The sequence below is a fragment of the Aeromonas sp. QDB54 genome, assembly GCF_027707385.1.
GTDB classification, from domain to species: domain Bacteria; phylum Pseudomonadota; class Gammaproteobacteria; order Enterobacterales; family Aeromonadaceae; genus Aeromonas; species Aeromonas hydrophila.
The window spans coordinates 54,492-71,870 of record NZ_JAPCIT010000021.1 but is presented as its reverse complement, the minus strand read 5'-3'; the positions used below and the strand labels follow the sequence as shown (position 1 = coordinate 71,870).

Here is a 17,379-nt window from a genome sequence, read left to right as displayed (position 1 = left end):
TGCGCCAAATCAACTTTGTTCGGTTTCCTTGGCCCTGTCCCAGGCGGCATCAAGCTTTTCCAGCGAACATTCGCTCACTTTCAGCCCTTCTGCGGCGATAAACTGCTCAACCTGACGAAACCGGCGTTCGAACTTGGCGTTAGCGCCCCGCAGCACCTGCTCCGGATCCTTGCCCAGATGGCGCACCAGATTGACGGTGGCGAACAAGAGATCGCCGAGCTCATCGCTCACCCGCACCTCGTCCACATCGGCCATCAGCGCCTCTTCCATCACCTCGTCGATCTCCTCGTGGATCTTGTCCACTACCGGGCCCAGCGTCTTCCAGTCGAAGCCGACAGTGGCGCAGCGCTTCTGGATCTTGGCGGCGCGGGTCAGAGCCGGCAGCGAGAGCGGGATGTCGTCGAGCACGCTCTCCTTGTCGAGCGCAGCCCGCTCTTTGGCTTTTTCTGCCTCCCAGTTCACCTTCACCGCCTGCTCGTCGCCAAGGTCGGCATCGGAGAAAACATGGGGATGGCGGCGGATCAGCTTCTCGCTCACCGTATCGACGATATCGGCAAAATCGAACAGCCCCTGTTCCTTGCCGAGCTGCGCGTAGAACACCACCTGAAACAGCAGATCGCCCAGTTCACCCTTTAATCCGTCCCAATCCTGGGTTTCGATGGCATCGGCCACCTCGTAGGCCTCCTCCAGGGTGTGCGGCACTATGGTCTGGAAGCTCTGCTTCAGATCCCAGGGGCAACCCCCGTTCGGGTCGCGCAATCTGGCCATGATGTCGAGCAGTTGAGGCAGGTCGTAACGTTGGGACATGGGATATTCGCTTCTTGATTCGTAACGCAGGGGAAAACAGTGACCGACCTGGCGGTCGGTCACGAGTTGGTTGTTAATGACAATCAGAGGCGCTTGGCGCTGATCACGTCGTTGAGCTGACTGAGCTTGGCCAACGCCCGGTTGAAGGCGTTGATGTTGTAAATCTCCAGCTCCATGTCGATCTCGGCGGTCTGCTCGCGCACGTTGGAGCGCGAACGCACCCCCATCACGTTGATCTTCTCGTTGGCCAGCACAGTGGTGATGTCGCGCAGCAGGCCGGAGCGGTCGTTGGAGAGGATGCGGATGGTAAGGCCGTAGCCACCGGAGTAGTTCTCCCCCCATACCGCGTCGATCAGCCGCTCCGGGTTGCGACGGGAGAGCTCTTTGAGCTGCTCGCAATCCTCGCGGTGGATGGAGACGCCGCGCCCCATGGTAATGAAACCCTGGATGCCGTCCCCCGGAATGGGCTGGCAGCAACGGGCGATATGGGTCATCAGGTTGCCAACCCCTTCCACTACGATGTGATCCTTGGGCTTGGGCCGGAACGGCACGTTGGCCTTCTGCTCCAGCTTCTCCAGCAGGCGGCGATCTTCCTCTTCCGCCGTCGGCTTGTTGTAGCGGGTGTCCAGGTAGTTGAGCAGCTGGTTGATGCGGATGTCGCCACTGCCGATGCCGGCCAGCAGATCTTCCAGCTCGTCGGCATGGAAGCGCTCCAGCACCACCTTGTCCACCTTGGAGAGGGTCAGGTTGTGCCTGTCGAGCTCCTTCTCCAGCAGCTCCTTGCCGGCGGCAATGTTCTTGTCCCGATCCAGCTTCCTGAACCAGGTGGCCACCTTGGCCCGCGCCCGGCTGGAGCGCAGGAAGCCGGAGTTGGGGTTCATCCAGTCGCGGCTCGGGTTCGGCTCCTTCTGGGTGATCACCTCCACCTGATCGCCGGTCTGCAGCGCATAGGTGAACGGCACGATGCGGCCGTCGATCTTGGCGCCGATGCAGCGGTGGCCGATCATGCTGTGCACGTGATAGGCAAAGTCAAGCGGGGTGGCGCCCGCCGGCAGATCGATGACATCCCCTTTCGGGGTGAAGACGTAGACCCTGTCCTCGAACACCTGACTGCGCAGATCTTCGAGCAGGGAGCCGCTCTCGGAGAGATCTTCCTGCCAGGCGAGCAACTTGCGCAGCCACTCGATCTTGTCTTCGAAGGTGTTGGCCTTGCCGCCGGCTTGGGCCCCTTCCTTGTAGCGCCAGTGCGCCGCCACGCCGAGCTCGGCATCCTGGTGCATCTGGTCGGTACGGATCTGGATCTCCACCGTCTTGCCCTCGGGCCCCACCACGACTGTGTGGATGGACTGGTAACCGTTGGGTTTGGGGTTGGCGACATAGTCGTCAAACTCGCGGGGAATGTGGTGGAAGTGGGTGTGGACGATGCCGAGCGCCGCATAGCAATCCTGCAGCCGCTTGGTCACCACCCGCACCGCCCGCACGTCGAACAACTCGTTGAATTCGAGGTGCTTCTTCTGCATCTTGCGCCAGATGCTGTAGATGTGTTTCGGCCGGCCGTAGACCTCGGCCTCGACCCCCGCCTCTTTCAGGGCATCGCGCAGGGACTGCACGAACTCGCGGATGTAGCGCTCCCGATCGAGCCGTTTCTCGTCGAGCTGCTTGGCGATCTGCTTGTAGGTATCCGGGTGCAGATAGCGGAAGGCGAGATCTTCGAGCTCCCACTTGAGCTGACCGATGCCGAGCCGGTTGGCCAGCGGCGCGTAGATGTTGGTGATCTCCTGGGCCATCAGCACCCGGGTCTCTTCATCCGCCTTCTTCGCTTCCCGCAGGCAGGCGATCCGCTCCGCCAGCTTGATCACCACGGCACGCACATCCTCGACCATGGCGAGCAGCATGCGGCGCACGTTGTCGACCTGTTCCGGCGAGGTTTCGCTGCGGTGCAGGGTCTGCAGGGAGCGGATGGCCTCCATCTCCAGCACCCCTTCCACCAGCTTGGCTATCTTGGGGCCGAAGTCCTCGTCCATCCGCTCCTGGCTGATGAGACCGGCTTCGACGAAGGGATAGATGATGGCGGCCTTGAGGGTGCCGAGATCCATGCTGAGCATCAGCAGGATGCCCACCATCTCGACCCCGCGGACCAGCAGGCGATTGGTGAGCGCTTCGTCACCGAGTGTCAGACAGTACTGGTAGACGGTTCGCAGCTGATCCTTGTCACTGTCACTCAGGGTGAGCGAGCTGACCCACTCCTCCAGGGTGAAGTTGTCTTTCAAATGAATATCGCGAACCGCAACCATGGTATCAATCCTTTAAATTATTGGGCCGAAGGCTGTCGCCCCCTCCCCCTCATGAGAATGCCTCAAATGGGGATATGCGGAGATTTTTTCAAGGCATACTGTCAAGAAAGACAATAGAGTTCTCCGCCAACCCCTGCCGATTTACGAGGGTCTAGATTACCCCAATCATGGCCGCCCAGACAGCGTTATGGACCGGGCAAATGCCACCCAACCTGGCGAGCCGACGCCCCTTTGGCCATAGCGTTTCATCTGCCCCGCAGCGTCCGTTACTTGCGCTCGAACAGCGCCATGGACTCCAGATGGCCGGTGTGGGGGAACATGTCGAGCATGCCGAGGCGCACCAGCCGGTAGCCCCCTTTCACCAGCACCTGGCTGTCGCGCGCCAAGGTGACCGGATTACAGGAAACGTAGACCACCCGTCTGGGTGAAAGTTTCACGACGTGCTCCATCACCTCGAACGCGCCGGGACGGGCCGGATCCAGCAGCACCAGATCGAAGCCTTCCCGTGCCCAGGACATGCCGGCGATGTCGCCGCTCAAGTCCGCCTTGTAGAAACGGGCATTGCCGATGCCGTTGCGACGGGCGTTCTCTTCGGCGCGCGCCACCATGGCCAGCTCCCCTTCTACTCCCACCACTTCACGGGCCTGACGGGCCAGCGGCAGGGTGAAGTTGCCGATACCGCAGAACAGATCGAGCACCTTGTCATCCTTGCCCGCCTCCAGCCAGGAGAGCGCCTGCTCCACCATGCGCTGGTTGACCGGCGCGTTGACCTGAATGAAGTCACCGGGAGCGAATGCAAGAGACAGGCCATCCAGCGAGTAGGAGGGGGCAAACTGCTGGTGCAGCGGCTCAATCTGCTCGTCGCCCGCCTGCAGATAGAGATCGATCCCCTGCGTCTTGGCAAACTCGATCAGCTGCGCCCGATCCGCCTCGGTCGGTCGGCCGGTATGGCGCAGCAGCATCAGGATCCCCTGCTCGGCCTGGATAAGCTCCGCATGGCCCAGCTCGCGCTGGCTCTTGAGACGGTTGAGGCACTCGCGCAGCGGGCTGATCAGCACGGAAAGCGACTTGGCCAGCACCGGGCAACCGCCGATCTCCACCAGATCATTGGACTGGCGACGACGAAAGCCCACCCGGGTGCAGCGGCCGTTCTTGTCGAACTTGATGGCCAGCCGGCAGACCCGGCGATAGGCGCGGGACTCTCCGCCCAGCACGGGCTCGAGCGCCGGAGGCTGGATGTTGCCAAGCCGCTCGAACAGACTGACCAAACCGGCCTCCTTGGCGGCACGCTGATCCGCTTCAGCCAGGTGCTGGGCGCTGCAGCCGCCGCACTCGCGGTAGTGGCTGCAGAAGGGGGCGATGCGATTGGCCGCCGGGGTCACCACCTGTTGCAGGGCGGCGTGGGCATACTGCTTCTTGTCTTCGAGGATGCGGGCCTTGACCAGCTCACCGGGCAGCGCCCCTTCGATGAAGATCGCCTTGCCCTGGTGGCGGCCGATCCCGACGCAGTGGTGATCCAGGCTGTCTACCGTAAATTCAATGCGTTGGGGCTGGGTGGATTTCTTTTGGGGCTTGAAAAACTGGGCCATAAAACTTGGTGCCTATAGGTGGCTATGTCATGATTGTGGAATCTGCAGCAGGCTATTGTCCCACAAGAATAATAGTATGACCAAATACGGCCTGTGGGCCCGCTCCCGCTCGTTTACGCCATTGCCAACCCTGCTCATCGGGGGACCATCCGCATGACCAAATACGGCCTTCGGGCGCGTGTGCTGGCCTTTACCATCTTGCCGACCCTGATCATCGGCGGCCTGATGGCCGGCTATTTCACTTTCCACCGCTACCAGCAGCTGGAAAACAACCTCATCGATCAGGGCATCAACATCATAGAGCCGCTGGCCATCGCCAGCGAATACGGGATGACCCAGCACAGCCGCGAGTCGCTCAAGCGGCTGATCGGCCTCACCCACCGCAAGAACTCGCCGCTCATCAAGTCCATCGCCGTCTTCACCCAGGACAACCAGCTGTTCGTGACGTCCAACTACCACAGAGACTTCACCCGGCTGCGGCTGCCGGACGGCAGCCAGATCCCCGAGCTCACCAGCGTCACCCTCTATGGCGACGACATCATACTGCGCACCCCGATCCAGGCCGAGACCAGCATGGACGGCTTCCCGCTGCCAAGCGACGTGGAGCCGCCGATGATCGGCTACATCTCCATGCAGATGACCACCGATCGGGCCATGATCCTGCAATACCGCGACACCTTCTTCGCGGTGATCATGGTGCTCATCGGCATCGCCTTCAGTACCCTGTTTGGCTTCAGGCTGGTCAAGAGCGTGACCCAGCCCATCACCGACATGGTGCAGGCGGTGCACAAGATCAGGGAGGGGCGACTCGATACCCGGGTCAGCGGTCAGCTCACCGGCGAGCTCAACATGCTGAAAAACGGCATCAACGCCATGGCCAAGGCGCTCTCGGAATACCACGAGGAGATGCAGCAGAACATCGATCAGGCCACCTCTGACTTGCGCGAGACGCTGGAGCAGATCGAGATCCAGAACGTCGAGCTCGACATGGCCAAGAAGCGGGCGCAGGAGGCGGCGCGAGTCAAGTCAGAGTTCCTCGCCAACATGTCCCACGAGCTGCGCACCCCGCTCAACGGGGTCATCGGCTTTACCCGCCAACTGCTCAAGACCAGCCTGACCCCGAGCCAGACCGACTACATGCAGACCATCGAGAAGTCGGCCCGCAACCTGCTAGGCATCATCAACGACATCCTCGACTTCTCCAAGCTGGAGGCGGGCAAGCTGCAGCTGGAGCACATCCCGTTCAGCCTGCGCGACACCCTCAACGAGACCATGCACCTGCTCGGCCCCAGCGCCCACGACAAGCAGCTGGAGCTCTCCCTGCAGGTGGATGCCGAGGTGCCGGACTACCTCACCGGCGACCCCATGCGCCTGCAGCAGGTGCTGACCAACCTCACCGGTAACGCCATCAAGTTCACCGAGCACGGCAACGTGGATGTGCGCATCGAACAGATCGGCAGTGCCAGCGGCAGCAAGGTGCGGCTCAACGTGCTGATCCGCGACACCGGCATCGGCATCTCGGAAGAGCAGCAACGCCAGCTGTTCCAGGCCTTCAACCAGGCCGACTCCTCCATCTCCCGCCGCTATGGCGGCACCGGCCTCGGTCTCGTCATCACCCAGAAGCTGGTGCAGCAGATGGGTGGCCAGATCCGGTTCGAATCGGAGCTCGGCAAGGGGTCGGTCTTCTCCTTCAGCCTGGATCTGGAGGTCTCTCCCCTGCCCCAGACCGACAAGCTGCCGCTGGATCGCATCCAGGGCAAGCGGGTCTGGCTGCTGGAGCCGGATCCCTTCAGCCACTCGGCCCTCTGCGCCCTGCTGGCGGAGTGGCAGCTGGAGGTGCAATCCCTCGCCAACGACGCCCCCTGGCCCGACATGAGCAGCCAAGACATGGTGATCATCGGCAGCGGCACCCAGCACAGCCCGCAGCAGGTGGTGGCGCGCCTCGACGGGCTGGATCGCCAGCAGAACACCATAGTGCTGCTCAGCAGCCACGAGCCTTCGCTCTACGAGGCCATGCTGGCCCATGGTGCCCAGCACTGCCTCTCCAAACCCATCAACCATCGCAAGCTGCTGCACGCCCTGCTCTCCCCCGAGGCTCTCCGCAGCGCCCCGCTGCCGACCCCCTCCCCGCGCAGCGTGCAGGAGATCAAGGTGCTGGCGGTGGACGACAACGCCGCCAACCTCAAGCTCATCGCCGCCATGCTCAAGGAGATGGTGAGCCAGGTGGTGGTGTGCAAGAACGGCAAGGAGGCGGTCAGACTGGCCCAGAGCCAGCCGTTCGACATCATCTTCATGGATATCCAGATGCCGATCATGGACGGTATCAGCGCCACCCAGGCGATTCGCAGCCAGTCGCTCAACACCGAGACGCCCATCGTCGCGGTCACCGCCCACGCCATTCCCGGCGAGCGGGAACGGCTGATCCGCCAGGGCATGGACGACTACCTGGCCAAGCCCATCGACGAGGCCATGCTGGCCAAGCTCATCACCGACTTCGCCCATCGTCGCCACCAGAATCACGCCAGCCAGCAGATCGACTGGGCGCTGGCGGTGCGTCAGGCGGCGGGCAAGCTGGATCTGGCCAAGGAGATGCTGACCATGCTGATGGCCAGTTTCGACGAGGTGGATCCGGTGCTGGAGGCGGCGCTTGCCGGCCAGGTGGAGGATAGCGAGGTGCTGGCCCAGCTCCATCGCCTCAACGGCGGCTGCGCCTATTCCGGCGTCCCCGGCCTGCAGCGGCTGCTCTCCCAGCTGGAGCAGCAGCTGCGCGACGGGGTGCCGGTGGCCGAACTCGAGCCCGAGCTGCTGGAGCTGCAGGATGCGATGGAGCAGGTACGCCAGGAGGCGCCACGCTATCTATCCTGAACCGGGCAACCCGCTTTTTCTGACGCGGGCCCCGCCAGATGGTAAAGTTGCGCCGTTTCCACAGGAGTCGACATGACCAACAACGATATTTTGCGCCGCCTGCGCTACGCCCTCAGCATCAGCAACGACCAGATGGTCGACATGTTTGCCAAGGGCAACCTGACCGTCACCCATGCCCAGCTGCACGGCTGGCTGATCAAAGAGGCGGAGGAAGGGGAAGAGCAGGAAGCGGGCTTTGCCGCCTGTCCGGATTCGGCCCTGAGCCAGTTCCTCGACGGCTTCATCCTGGCGCGCCGCGGCGCGCGGGAAGATGCGCCGGCCCAGGTGATCCCGAACCGGATCAACAACAACATGATCCTGCGCAAGCTGCGCATCGGCCTCAACTTCAAGGAAGAGGACATGCTGGGCACTCTCAAGCTGGCCCACTTCAACCTCTCCAAATCCGAGCTGAGCGCCCTGTTCCGTTCACGGGACCACAAACACTATCAGGATTGCGGGGATCAGATCCTGCGCAACTTCCTCATCGGTCTCACCGCCAAGTATCGCGGCTGAACCATGGGCCGGCGTCAGCACTCACCGTCATTCCGCCAGCAGGCGGCCGGTGGGTGGCGCCGGCCATGGCAACTGGGTATTCACCTCCCGCGCACCCGTCGCCACGGGTTTGCGCTCTGCCTCGCCCTGCTGCTCTGCGCCTGCCAGCCCGCCCCCTATCGGCTCAACAACGACTATCAAAGCGCCAGCCAGAACGAGCGCATCGCCTTTCTGATCCTGCACTACACGGACGAAGACGATGGCCACTCCCTGCGCCTGCTGACCGAGCCGGCCCATCAGGTGAGCGCCCATTACCTGATCCCGCGCGATACCCATGAGCGGCCACTGCCGGTCTACCAGCTGGTGCCCGACAGCCAGCGCGCCTGGCATGCCGGCCGCAGTCGCTGGCATCAATATGCGGGGCTCAACGCCAGCTCGCTCGGCATCGAGATCGTCAACCTCGGCTACCCGCCACAAGACGAACTGCTGCCCGCCCACCAGCGTCGCTGGCAGCCCTACACCCAGGCACAGATAGCCGCCCTAGGCGCCCTCACCCGCCGACTGGTCGAGCGCTACCAGATCCCCCCCACCCAGGTGCTGGCTCACAGCGATGTCGCCCCCGAGCGCAAGCAGGATCCCGGCCCCCACTTCCCCTGGCGCGAACTGGCCCTGCACTACGGAGTGGGAGCCTGGCCCGACGAAACCCGGCTGGCCGAATTGCGCCAGCAGCCGGCACCGGCCTGGGATGCCCTCGGCTGGCAGCAACGGCTGGCCCGCTACGGCTACGGCGTCGCCCCGAGCGGTGCCTGGGACGAGCAGAGCAGCGCCGCCCTGCGCGCCTTCCAGCTCCACTTTCGGCCCGCCCTGGTCAGCGGTGAAGCGGATGCCGAGAGCCAGGCCATCCTCACTGCCCTGCTCGAGCGTTACTTTCCCGAGCAACGCTGAGCTTCGCCCCCGACCACGAAAAAAGAGGGACGCCGCGGCGTCCCTCTTTCGCATTCTCCGTCGAGTGCAGGCTCAGGCCTCCACCAGCAGCACCTCTATCCCGGCCTGACGCAGACCGGCCAGGGTCTCGGCCGCAATGGCGTCGTCGGTGATCAGGGTGTGAATGCGCCGGGTATCGACGATCTTGTGCAGGCTCAGCCGGCCAAACTTGCTGGAGTCGGTCACAACGATGATCCGCTCGGCCACGTGGCACATGCAGCGGTTGAGCCTGGCCTCGTCTTCATGATGGGTGCTGACGCCGCGCTCCAGATCAATGCCATCCACCCCGAGAAACAGCAGATCGAAGTGATAGTTTTGCAAAGAGAGATCCGCCTGGGCGCCGTAGAAGGAGAGCGACTTGCGGCGCAGGTGGCCCCCCGTCATCAGCAGCTCCACCCCTTCCGCCTCCAGCAGGGCATTCGCCACGTTCATGCCGTTGGTCATCACCACTATCTCCTGGTGATCGCGCAGGTGGCGTGCCACCTCCAGGGTGGTGGTGCCCGAGTCGAGAATGAGGCGACAACCCGGCTGCACCAGGCTCGCCGCCATGGCGCCGATGCGCTGTTTGACCGGGGTGTTGAGCACGCTCTTGTCGGCGATGGTGCGCTCGGCCACCGGCTGGCCGGATTCACACAACAGGGCACCACCGTAGGCGCGCACCGCCACCCCCTGTTTCTCCAGAAATGCCAGATCGTTGCGGATGGTGACGGTGGAGACCTGATAGTGGCCTGCCAGCTCGTTGACCTGAACGCTGCCATTGCTGCGCAGCTGCTGAATGATGCGCTCCCGTCGCTCGCTGGTGCCGAGCACACTCTTTTCGGTGATTTGCATAGTCTCTCTGCCGGAGTCCTGTGGTGAAAGTAGAGCTTTCACTTCGTTACGTTTCCCTATTAACACTCAGCCTCGATGGCAAATCAAGCTTTCATTGAATTGAAAAGTGCCGTCAGACTCCCTAAAACGGCCACAACACTTTCGATTCATTTCTTTTTGTGATCTTGCTCAAGATGTGAACACGCTTTTATTTCGTTTCGAACGCCGTACGCCTAGGGTAAAGAAAGAAATCGAAAGCAAAGCATCTTGTTCAGGCCAAGAGGAAGAGGGAAATGAAATCAATGCTGGATCTGGTCGCACAACACAAGCAGGGGGAGCAGGTCGGGATCTACGCCGTCTGCTCCGCCCATCCGCTGGTGCTGGAGGCGGCCCTGCGACTGGCGGCGCAAGGGGACCAGCTGCTGCTGGTCGAGGCCACCTCCAATCAGGTGGATCAATTTGGCGGCTACACCGGCATGACGCCGGCCGATTTTCGCGACCTGCTGCACCGGCTCGCCGCCGAGTGCCGCTTTCCCGTGCAGCGGCTGGTACTGGGTGGGGATCACCTCGGCCCCAACCGCTGGCAGAGCGAGCCCGCCGCACAGGCCATGGCCCACGCCGAGGATCTCATCGCCAGCTATGTCGCGGCTGGCTTCAAGAAGATCCACCTCGACTGCAGCATGTCCTGCCAGGGGGATCCGGTGCCGCTGACCGACGAACTGGTGGCCGCGCGCGCCGCCCGACTGGCAAACGTGGCCGAGCAGACCGCCACCCAGCAGTTTGGCCACAGCGACCTGGTCTACGTGATTGGCACCGAAGTGCCGGTGCCGGGCGGCGCCCACGAAGAGCTGGCCGAACTGGCGGTCACCACGCCGGAGGCGGCGCGCCACACCCTGGCCGCCCACCAGCAGGCCTTCGAGCAGGCCGGACTGGCCCAGCTCTGGCCGCGGGTGATCGGTCTGGTGGTGCAGCCCGGCGTGGAGTTCGACCACACCCACGTCATCGACTACCGTCCCGAGCGGGCCGCCCCCTTGAGCCGGATGATCGAGGCCTATCCCCATCTGGTGTTCGAGGCCCACTCCACCGATTACCAGACCCCGGACGCCTACCACCAGCTGGTGCGCGATCACTTCGCCATCCTCAAGGTCGGCCCGGCCCTCACCTTTGCCCTGCGCGAGGCACTGTTTGCCCTCGCCGCCATCGAGGAGGAGCTGGTGGTGGCCAAGGCCTGCTCGGGCCTGCGCCAGGTGCTGGAAGAGACCATGCTGGATCGCCCCGACTTCTGGCGCAGCCACTATCAGGGCAGCCCCAACGAGTGCCGGCTGGCCCGCGGCTACAGCTACTCCGATCGCATTCGCTACTACTGGCCCGACAGCCGGGTCGACGACTGTTACGCCCGGCTGCTGGCCAACCTGGCCGCCGAACCCATTCCCCTGCCGCTGCTCAGCCAACACCTGCCGCTGCAATACCGCAAGGTGCGCCAGGGCACGCTGTCGCCCCGGGTTCACGACCTCATTCTCGATCAGGTGCAGGAGGTGCTGCGCCAATACGCGGCGGCCTGCAGCGCCGTCCCCGCCAGCCACTCCCGGCTGACCCCGGTTGTATAAGGAGTTGTAGAGATGATCCTTGGTTATCCAGAAGAGACGCTGCGGTCGGCCAACGGCCTGGCCACCGCCCGTGAAATTCGCCAGCAACCCGCCACCTGGCGGGAGACCCTCACCATGGTGGAGGAGTGCCGCGCCACCATAGAGCGCTTCCTGCTGCCCCTGCTGTCGCGGGGCAACCTGCGGGTGATCCTGACCGGGGCCGGCACCTCCGCCTTTGCCGGCCGCGCCCTCGCCCCCTATCTCAGTGCCCGCCTCAACGGCCGTTTCGAGGCGATCGCCACCACCGACATCGTCACCGATCCGGGCGAATACCTGGCACAGGACTGCCCGACCCTGCTCATCTCCTTCGCCCGCTCCGGCAACAGCCCGGAGAGCGTGGCGGCGGTGGAGCTGGCCAGCCAGCTGCTGAGCGAGTGCCACCACCTGGTGCTGACCTGCAACGGTGAGGGGGAGCTCTATCGCCGCTGTCAGAAAGATGCCCGTTCCCTGGCGCTGCTGATGCCGCCCCAGACCCACGACCGCAGCTTTGCCATGACCAGCAGCCTCACCAGCATGATGCTGAGCTGCCTGGCGGTGTTCCTGCCGCGCCAGTTCAACCCGATCGCCAGCCAGCCGCTCATCGCGCTGGGGGATGCCATCCTGCCCCAGGCCGAGCTGAAGGTGCCCGAGTGGGATAAACCGCTGCCGGAGCGGGTCATCTACCTTGGCAGTGGCAGCCTGCAGGGGGTGGCCCAGGAGGCGGCCCTCAAGCTGCTGGAGCTCACCGCCGGCCAGGTGATGGCCATGCACGACTCCCCCACCGGCTTTCGCCACGGGCCCAAGTCGGCCATCAATCGGCAGACCCTGATCGTGCTGCTGGTGTCCAACGATCCCTATACCCGCCAGTACGATCTGGACCTGCTCGGCGAGCTGCGCCAGGACGGCCATGCCGCCCGGGTGGTCGCCCTGGCCGACCGGCCGGATCCGCTCATCAGCGCCGGCGAACACATCTATCTGCCCACCCCCCTCAACGGTGACGACGCCGAGCTGGCGCTCTGCTACCTGCTCTACGCCCAGTACTACGCCTTCCACACCGCGCTGGTGCTGGGCATCACCCCGGACAACCCCTGCCCGAGCGGGTGGGTCAACCGGGTCGTGCAGGGGGTCAACATCTATCCGTTCAACCAGCAAGGAGGCGTCTGATGCCGAACATAGTGCTGAGCCGTATCGACGAGCGCCTGATCCACGGTCAGGTCGGCGTGCAATGGGTCGGCTTCGCCGGCGCCAATCTGGTGCTGGTAGCCAACGACGAAGTCGCAGAGGACCCCATCCAGCAGAACCTGATGGAGATGGTGCTGGCGGAGGGCATCGCAGTGCGCTTCTGGCCGCTGCAGAAGGTGATCGACAACATCGGCAAGGCCGCCGATCGCCAGAAAATCCTGCTGGTGTGCAAGAGTCCGGCGGACTTTCGCACCCTGGTGGAGGGCGGGGTGCCCATCCCCCGCATCAACGTCGGCAACATGCACTACGCCGACGGCAAGCGTCAGATCCACAAGACGGTATCGGTGGACGAGTCGGACATAGCGGCGTTTCGCGCCCTGCAGGACGCCCACGTCGCCTGCTTTGTCCAGGGGGTGCCGACCGAACCGGCACAGGACATTTTCAACCTCATCTGATTAAGGACAATTGTGATGGAAATCAGTTTGTTGCAAGGGCTCTTGCTGGGCATGCTGGCGTTCTTCGCCGGGCTTGACCTGTTCAATGGCCTGACCCACTTCCACCGGCCCGTGGTACTGGGCCCGCTGGTGGGCCTGATCCTCGGCGACCTGCCCACCGGCATTCTGGTGGGCGGCACCCTGGAGCTGGTCTGGATGGGGCTGGCCCCGCTGGCGGGGGCGCAACCGCCCAACGTCATCATCGGCACCATAGTCGGCGCCACCTTCGCCATCACCACCGGGGTCAAGCCGGATGTGGCGGTCGGAGTCGCGGTACCGTTCGCGGTGGCGGTCCAGATGGGGATCACCTTCCTCTTCTCGGTGATGTCGGGGGTCATGTCCCGCTGTGACCGGATGGCGGAACAGGGGGATGTGCGCGGCATCGAGCGGGTCAACTACCTGGCGCTGCTGGCGCTCGGCTCCTTCTACTTCCTGTGCGCCTTCCTGCCCACCTACTTCGGGGCCGAACACGCCAAGACCGCCATCGACGTGCTGCCCGCCCGTCTCATCGACGGCCTCGGCGTCGCCGGCGGCATCATGCCCGCCATCGGCTTCGCCGTGCTGCTCAAGATCATGATGAAGAACGTCTACATCCCCTACTTCATCCTCGGTTTCGTTGCCGCCGCCTGGCTCAAGCTGCCGGTGCTGGCCATCGCCGCGGCCGCCCTGGCCATGGCTCTGATCGATTTCATGCGCAAGGACCCGGCGCCACAAGCCCGCCCCATCCAGGAGGAAACTGAAGATGGCATCTAACAACACCGCCACCCGGCTGACCCAGGCGGCCGAGCCGCAACCGACCCGCGCCGTCTCCGACGACGTCTACGAAGATCAGCAACTGGGGGCCGAGCTGACCCGCCAGGACATCAACCGCTTCGCCTGGCGCTCCCTGCTGCTGCAGGCCTCCTTCAACTACGAGCGGATGCAGGCCTCCGGCTGGCTCTACGGCCTGCTGCCGGCCCTGCAGAAGATCCACACCAACCCCAAGGATCTCTCCCGGGCGATGAAGGGCCACATGGGCTTCTTCAACACCCACCCCTTCCTGGTCACCTTCGTGATGGGGATTGTGCTGGCGATGGAGCGCTCCAAGCAGAACGTCAACAGCATCCAGAGCACCAAGATCGCGGTCGGTGCCCCGCTCGGCGGGATCGGCGATGCCATGTTCTGGCTCACCCTGCTGCCCATCTGCGGCGGCATCGGCGCCGACCTGGCCCTGCAGGGTTCCATCATGGGGGCAGTGGTCTTCTTCCTGCTGTTCAACCTGGTGCACTTCGGCCTGCGCTTCGGGCTGGCGCACTACGCCTACCGCATGGGGGTGGCCGCCATTCCGCTCATCAAGGCCAACACCCGCAAGGTGGGCCATGCCGCCTCCATCGTCGGCATGACGGTGATCGGCGCCCTGGTCGCCACCTATGTGCGGCTCGGCACCACCCTGGAGATCACCGCCGGCGATGCGGTGGTGAAGCTGCAGGCGGACGTACTCGACAAGCTGATGCCCGCCTTCCTGCCGCTGCTCTACACCCTGGCCATGTATGGGCTGATCCGCCGCGGCTGGAGCCCGCTGCGCCTCATCGTCATCACGGTCGTACTCGGCATCGTCGGCAAGTTTGCAGGCTTCCTCTAATCCGGTGCCGGCACCAGGCCGGCCCTTTGCTGTAAAGGAACAGATTATGTTGGGCATCATCATTTGCGGACACGGCGGCTTCGCCAGCGGCATGGAACAGGCCATGCTGCAGATACTCGGCGAGCAGGAGGCGGTGATCGCCATCGACTTTCCCGAGTCCTCCACCACGGCCCTGCTGCAGGATCAGTGCGAGACCGCCCTGACTCAGGTGGAACGAGGGGATGGGGTGGTCTTTCTGACCGACCTGCTGGGGGGAACCCCGTTTCGGGTCGCCTCCACCCTGGCGCTGCGCCAGCCCGGGCGGGAGGTGGTCACCGGCACCAATCTGCAGCTGCTGCTGGAGATGGTGATGGAGCGCGGCGAGCTGACCCCGTCCCAGTTTCGTGAACAGGCGCTGTGCTGCGGTCATCGCGGCCTCACCAGCCTGGTGGACGAGCTGGCGCGCGAGCGGGCCGAGACCCTGGCCGAGGAGGGGATCTAGATGGCAGAGCGGATCCGCGCCCGCCGCCTGCTGACCGAGCAGGGCTGGCGGGAACATCAGGTACTGACCCATGAGGGGGGCGTCATCACCGCCATCGACCCCATCCCGGCCGACGACCCGGTGCGGGAGGTCGAGCTGCTGGTGCCCGCCCTCATCGATGGCCACGTCCACGGCGGGGCCGGCGTCGACGTGATGGACGAGGCGGCCGACGCCTTGGCCCGCCTCTCCCTTGCCAAGGCGGCAGAAGGGGTGGGCGCCTTCCTCGCCACCACGGTCACCGCCCCGCGGCCCGCCATCCTCTCCACCCTGGCTCGCATCGCCGATGCCATGGCGAGCCCCCTGCCGGGCGCGCAACTGCTCGGCAGCTATCTGGAGGGGCCCTACTTCACCCCTGACAACAAGGGCGCCCATGACCCGGCCCTGTTCCGGGAGCTGGATCTGGCGGAGCTCGACCGGCTGCAACAGGTGGCGCGAGGCACCCTGAAGGTGGTCGCCCTCGCCCCCGAGAAAACCGGGGCGCTGGCCGCCATCCGTCATCTCAGGCAGGCCGGCATCCGGGTGATGCTGGGTCACTCCGCCGCCGACCACGACACCACCATGGCGGCGCTGGCGGCGGGAGCCTCCGGGCTGGTGCACTGCTTCAACGGCATGCGCGGCCTGCACCACAGAGAACCCGGCATGGTCGGCGCGGGGCTGGTGCACCCCGATGCCTGGCTGGAGCTCATCGCCGACGGCCACCACGTTCACCCGAGCGTGCTCAGACTCTGTCACTGCTGCGCCAGGGATCGCCTGCTGCTCATCACGGATGCCATGCGCGCCGCCGGCATGCCGGACGGTCACTACCTGCTCGGCGACTACCGGGTGGAGATGAAGGACGGGGTGGTGCGCACCGACACCGGCGGCCTGGCGGGCAGCACCCTCACCCTGCTCGGCGCCGTGCGCAACATGGTGCAGCTGGCCGGCGTGCCGCTGGCGGAGGCCATCCGCATGGCTTCGCTGGCACCGGCCCGGATGCTGGGGATAGAACATCGCCTCGGCTCGCTGGCCGTCGGCAAGCAGGCCAACCTGCTCGCCCTGACCGCGGAACTCAATCAACAACATATCTGGGTGGCCGGCCGGGAGATCCTCCCCGCCCCAACCCCGCTCTCTTTCCCTGAAGCTGGTGCCCGCCAGGGTGCCAAGGAGTCCTCATGTATCTGATCTCGTCCCACGAAATGCTTAAAGATGCCCAGCGCCGCGGCTATGCGGTGCCCGCCTTCAACATCCACAACCTGGAGACCGTCGAGGTGGTGGCCCGCACCGCCGCCAAGCTGAACTCCCCGGTGATCCTGGCGGCCACGCCGGGTACCTACCGCCACGCCGGGGTCGAATACCTGGTCTCCATCTGCACCTCGGCCGCCCACCAGTACCGCATTCCGCTGGTACTGCATCTGGACCACCACGAGGACGAGCAGGATATCCACTACAAGGTCGAGGCCGGCATCCACTCCGCCATGATCGACGCCTCCCACCTCTCGTTCGAGGAGAACGTCGCCAAGGTGCAGCGGGTCGTCACCTTCTGCCACCGCATGGGGGCGAGCGTGGAGGCCGAGCTGGGCCAGCTCGGCGGCCAGGAGGATGACCTCATCGTGGACGCCGCCAACGCCCATCTGACCGACCCGGACAAGGCGGCCGAGTTCGTGGCGCGCACCGGCATCGACTCCCTGGCCGTCGCCATCGGCACGGCCCACGGCCTCTACAAGGAGGAGCCGCGCCTCGACTTCGAGCGCCTCGCAGCCATCCGGGCCAGGGTAGCGGTGCCGCTGGTGCTGCACGGCGCCTCCGGCATTCCCGACCGGGACGTGCGCCGCTGCATCGAGCTCGGGGTGTGCAAGGTCAACGTGGCCACCGAGCTCAAGATCGCCTTCTCCGACGCCATGAAGGCATTCCTGGCCTCCCACCCCGACGCCAGCGACCCGCGCCAGTATCTGGTACCCGCCATGGCCGCCATGGAGGAGGTGGTCACCGCCAAGATCCGCATGTGCATGAGCGACGGCAAGCTGTAATCCCAAAGGCGGGCCCGCTGCGGCGAGCCCGCCTCCATCCCGGTATCACAG

15 protein-coding genes are annotated in these 17,379 nt (G+C 64.6%); 11 read left to right on the top strand and 4 right to left on the bottom strand.

The features are described from left to right. Nucleotides 1–9: 9 nt before the first annotated feature. The 3 genes from mazG to rlmD form a co-directional block, all read right to left on the bottom strand. A complete protein-coding gene (mazG, locus tag PG881_RS18825) occupies nucleotides 10–807 on the bottom strand; it encodes a nucleoside triphosphate pyrophosphohydrolase (protein ID WP_270802044.1) in 798 nt (265 codons plus the stop codon). Between the two features lie 83 nt (nucleotides 808–890). Then, complete coding sequence (gene relA, locus PG881_RS18820; RefSeq protein ID WP_016349532.1) at nucleotides 891–3,101, bottom strand: GTP diphosphokinase; 2,211 nt, start codon at nucleotides 3,099–3,101, stop codon at nucleotides 891–893. A 266-nt stretch (nucleotides 3,102–3,367) separates the two neighbouring features. Continuing rightward, nucleotides 3,368–4,690, bottom strand: coding sequence for a 23S rRNA (uracil(1939)-C(5))-methyltransferase RlmD (gene rlmD / locus PG881_RS18815; protein WP_270802042.1), 1,323 nt, complete (start codon nucleotides 4,688–4,690; stop codon nucleotides 3,368–3,370). A gap of 153 nt (nucleotides 4,691–4,843) precedes the next feature. Here rlmD and barA point away from each other — a divergent pair, with 153 nt between their 5' ends. The 3 genes from barA to PG881_RS18800 all read left to right on the top strand — a co-directional run bounded on the left by barA (nucleotide 4,844) and on the right by PG881_RS18800 (nucleotide 9,031). Next, on the top strand, nucleotides 4,844–7,555 hold the full coding sequence (barA, locus tag PG881_RS18810) for a two-component sensor histidine kinase BarA (RefSeq protein WP_270802040.1): 2,712 nt from the start codon (nucleotides 4,844–4,846) through the stop codon (nucleotides 7,553–7,555). A 72-nt stretch (nucleotides 7,556–7,627) separates the two neighbouring features. Beyond that, the gene (locus PG881_RS18805) at nucleotides 7,628–8,107 is read left to right on the top strand and encodes a DUF1456 family protein (RefSeq protein ID WP_043125137.1); all 480 of its coding nucleotides are present in this window, start codon (nucleotides 7,628–7,630) and stop codon (nucleotides 8,105–8,107) included. 3 nt (nucleotides 8,108–8,110) lie between these two features. After that, nucleotides 8,111–9,031, top strand: coding sequence for an N-acetylmuramoyl-L-alanine amidase (locus PG881_RS18800; RefSeq protein ID WP_270802036.1), 921 nt, complete (start codon nucleotides 8,111–8,113; stop codon nucleotides 9,029–9,031). Between the two features lie 72 nt (nucleotides 9,032–9,103). On the opposite strand, the gene PG881_RS18795 is transcribed toward PG881_RS18800, so the two are convergent. Further along, nucleotides 9,104–9,901 (bottom strand): DeoR family transcriptional regulator, encoded by a 798-nt coding sequence (locus PG881_RS18795; RefSeq protein WP_017764749.1) that lies wholly within the window; start codon nucleotides 9,899–9,901, stop codon nucleotides 9,104–9,106. A gap of 272 nt (nucleotides 9,902–10,173) precedes the next feature. On the opposite strand from PG881_RS18795, the gene kbaZ reads away from it, so the two are divergent. The 8 genes from kbaZ to PG881_RS18755 are packed head-to-tail and all read left to right on the top strand — an operon-like array spanning nucleotide 10,174 to nucleotide 17,328. Continuing rightward, on the top strand, nucleotides 10,174–11,487 hold the full coding sequence (gene kbaZ / locus PG881_RS18790) for a tagatose-bisphosphate aldolase subunit KbaZ (RefSeq protein ID WP_270802031.1): 1,314 nt from the start codon (nucleotides 10,174–10,176) through the stop codon (nucleotides 11,485–11,487). 12 nt (nucleotides 11,488–11,499) lie between these two features. Further along, nucleotides 11,500–12,669, top strand: a complete 1,170-nt coding sequence (locus PG881_RS18785; RefSeq protein WP_270802029.1) for an SIS domain-containing protein — start codon at nucleotides 11,500–11,502, stop codon at nucleotides 12,667–12,669. After that, complete coding sequence (gene agaV / locus PG881_RS18780) at nucleotides 12,669–13,142, top strand: PTS N-acetylgalactosamine transporter subunit IIB (protein ID WP_005309404.1); 474 nt, start codon at nucleotides 12,669–12,671, stop codon at nucleotides 13,140–13,142. Before PG881_RS18785 ends, agaV begins: the two co-directional genes overlap by 1 nt. 15 nt (nucleotides 13,143–13,157) lie before the next feature. Then, on the top strand, nucleotides 13,158–13,934 hold the full coding sequence (gene agaW, locus PG881_RS18775) for a PTS N-acetylgalactosamine transporter subunit IIC (RefSeq protein ID WP_011704758.1): 777 nt from the start codon (nucleotides 13,158–13,160) through the stop codon (nucleotides 13,932–13,934). Continuing rightward, nucleotides 13,924–14,802: a PTS N-acetylgalactosamine transporter subunit IID gene (gene agaE, locus PG881_RS18770; protein ID WP_017783444.1), complete on the top strand. Its 879-nt coding sequence runs from the start codon at nucleotides 13,924–13,926 to the stop codon at nucleotides 14,800–14,802. Before agaW ends, agaE begins: the two co-directional genes overlap by 11 nt. A gap of 46 nt (nucleotides 14,803–14,848) precedes the next feature. After that, on the top strand, nucleotides 14,849–15,283 hold the full coding sequence (gene agaF, locus PG881_RS18765) for a PTS galactosamine/N-acetylgalactosamine transporter subunit IIA (RefSeq protein ID WP_005309398.1): 435 nt from the start codon (nucleotides 14,849–14,851) through the stop codon (nucleotides 15,281–15,283). Continuing rightward, on the top strand, nucleotides 15,284–16,483 hold the full coding sequence (gene nagA / locus PG881_RS18760; protein WP_270802021.1) for an N-acetylglucosamine-6-phosphate deacetylase: 1,200 nt from the start codon (nucleotides 15,284–15,286) through the stop codon (nucleotides 16,481–16,483). Continuing rightward, on the top strand, nucleotides 16,474–17,328 hold the full coding sequence (locus tag PG881_RS18755; RefSeq protein WP_270802019.1) for a tagatose bisphosphate family class II aldolase: 855 nt from the start codon (nucleotides 16,474–16,476) through the stop codon (nucleotides 17,326–17,328). Before nagA ends, PG881_RS18755 begins: the two co-directional genes overlap by 10 nt. Nucleotides 17,329–17,379: the final 51 nt, after the last annotated feature.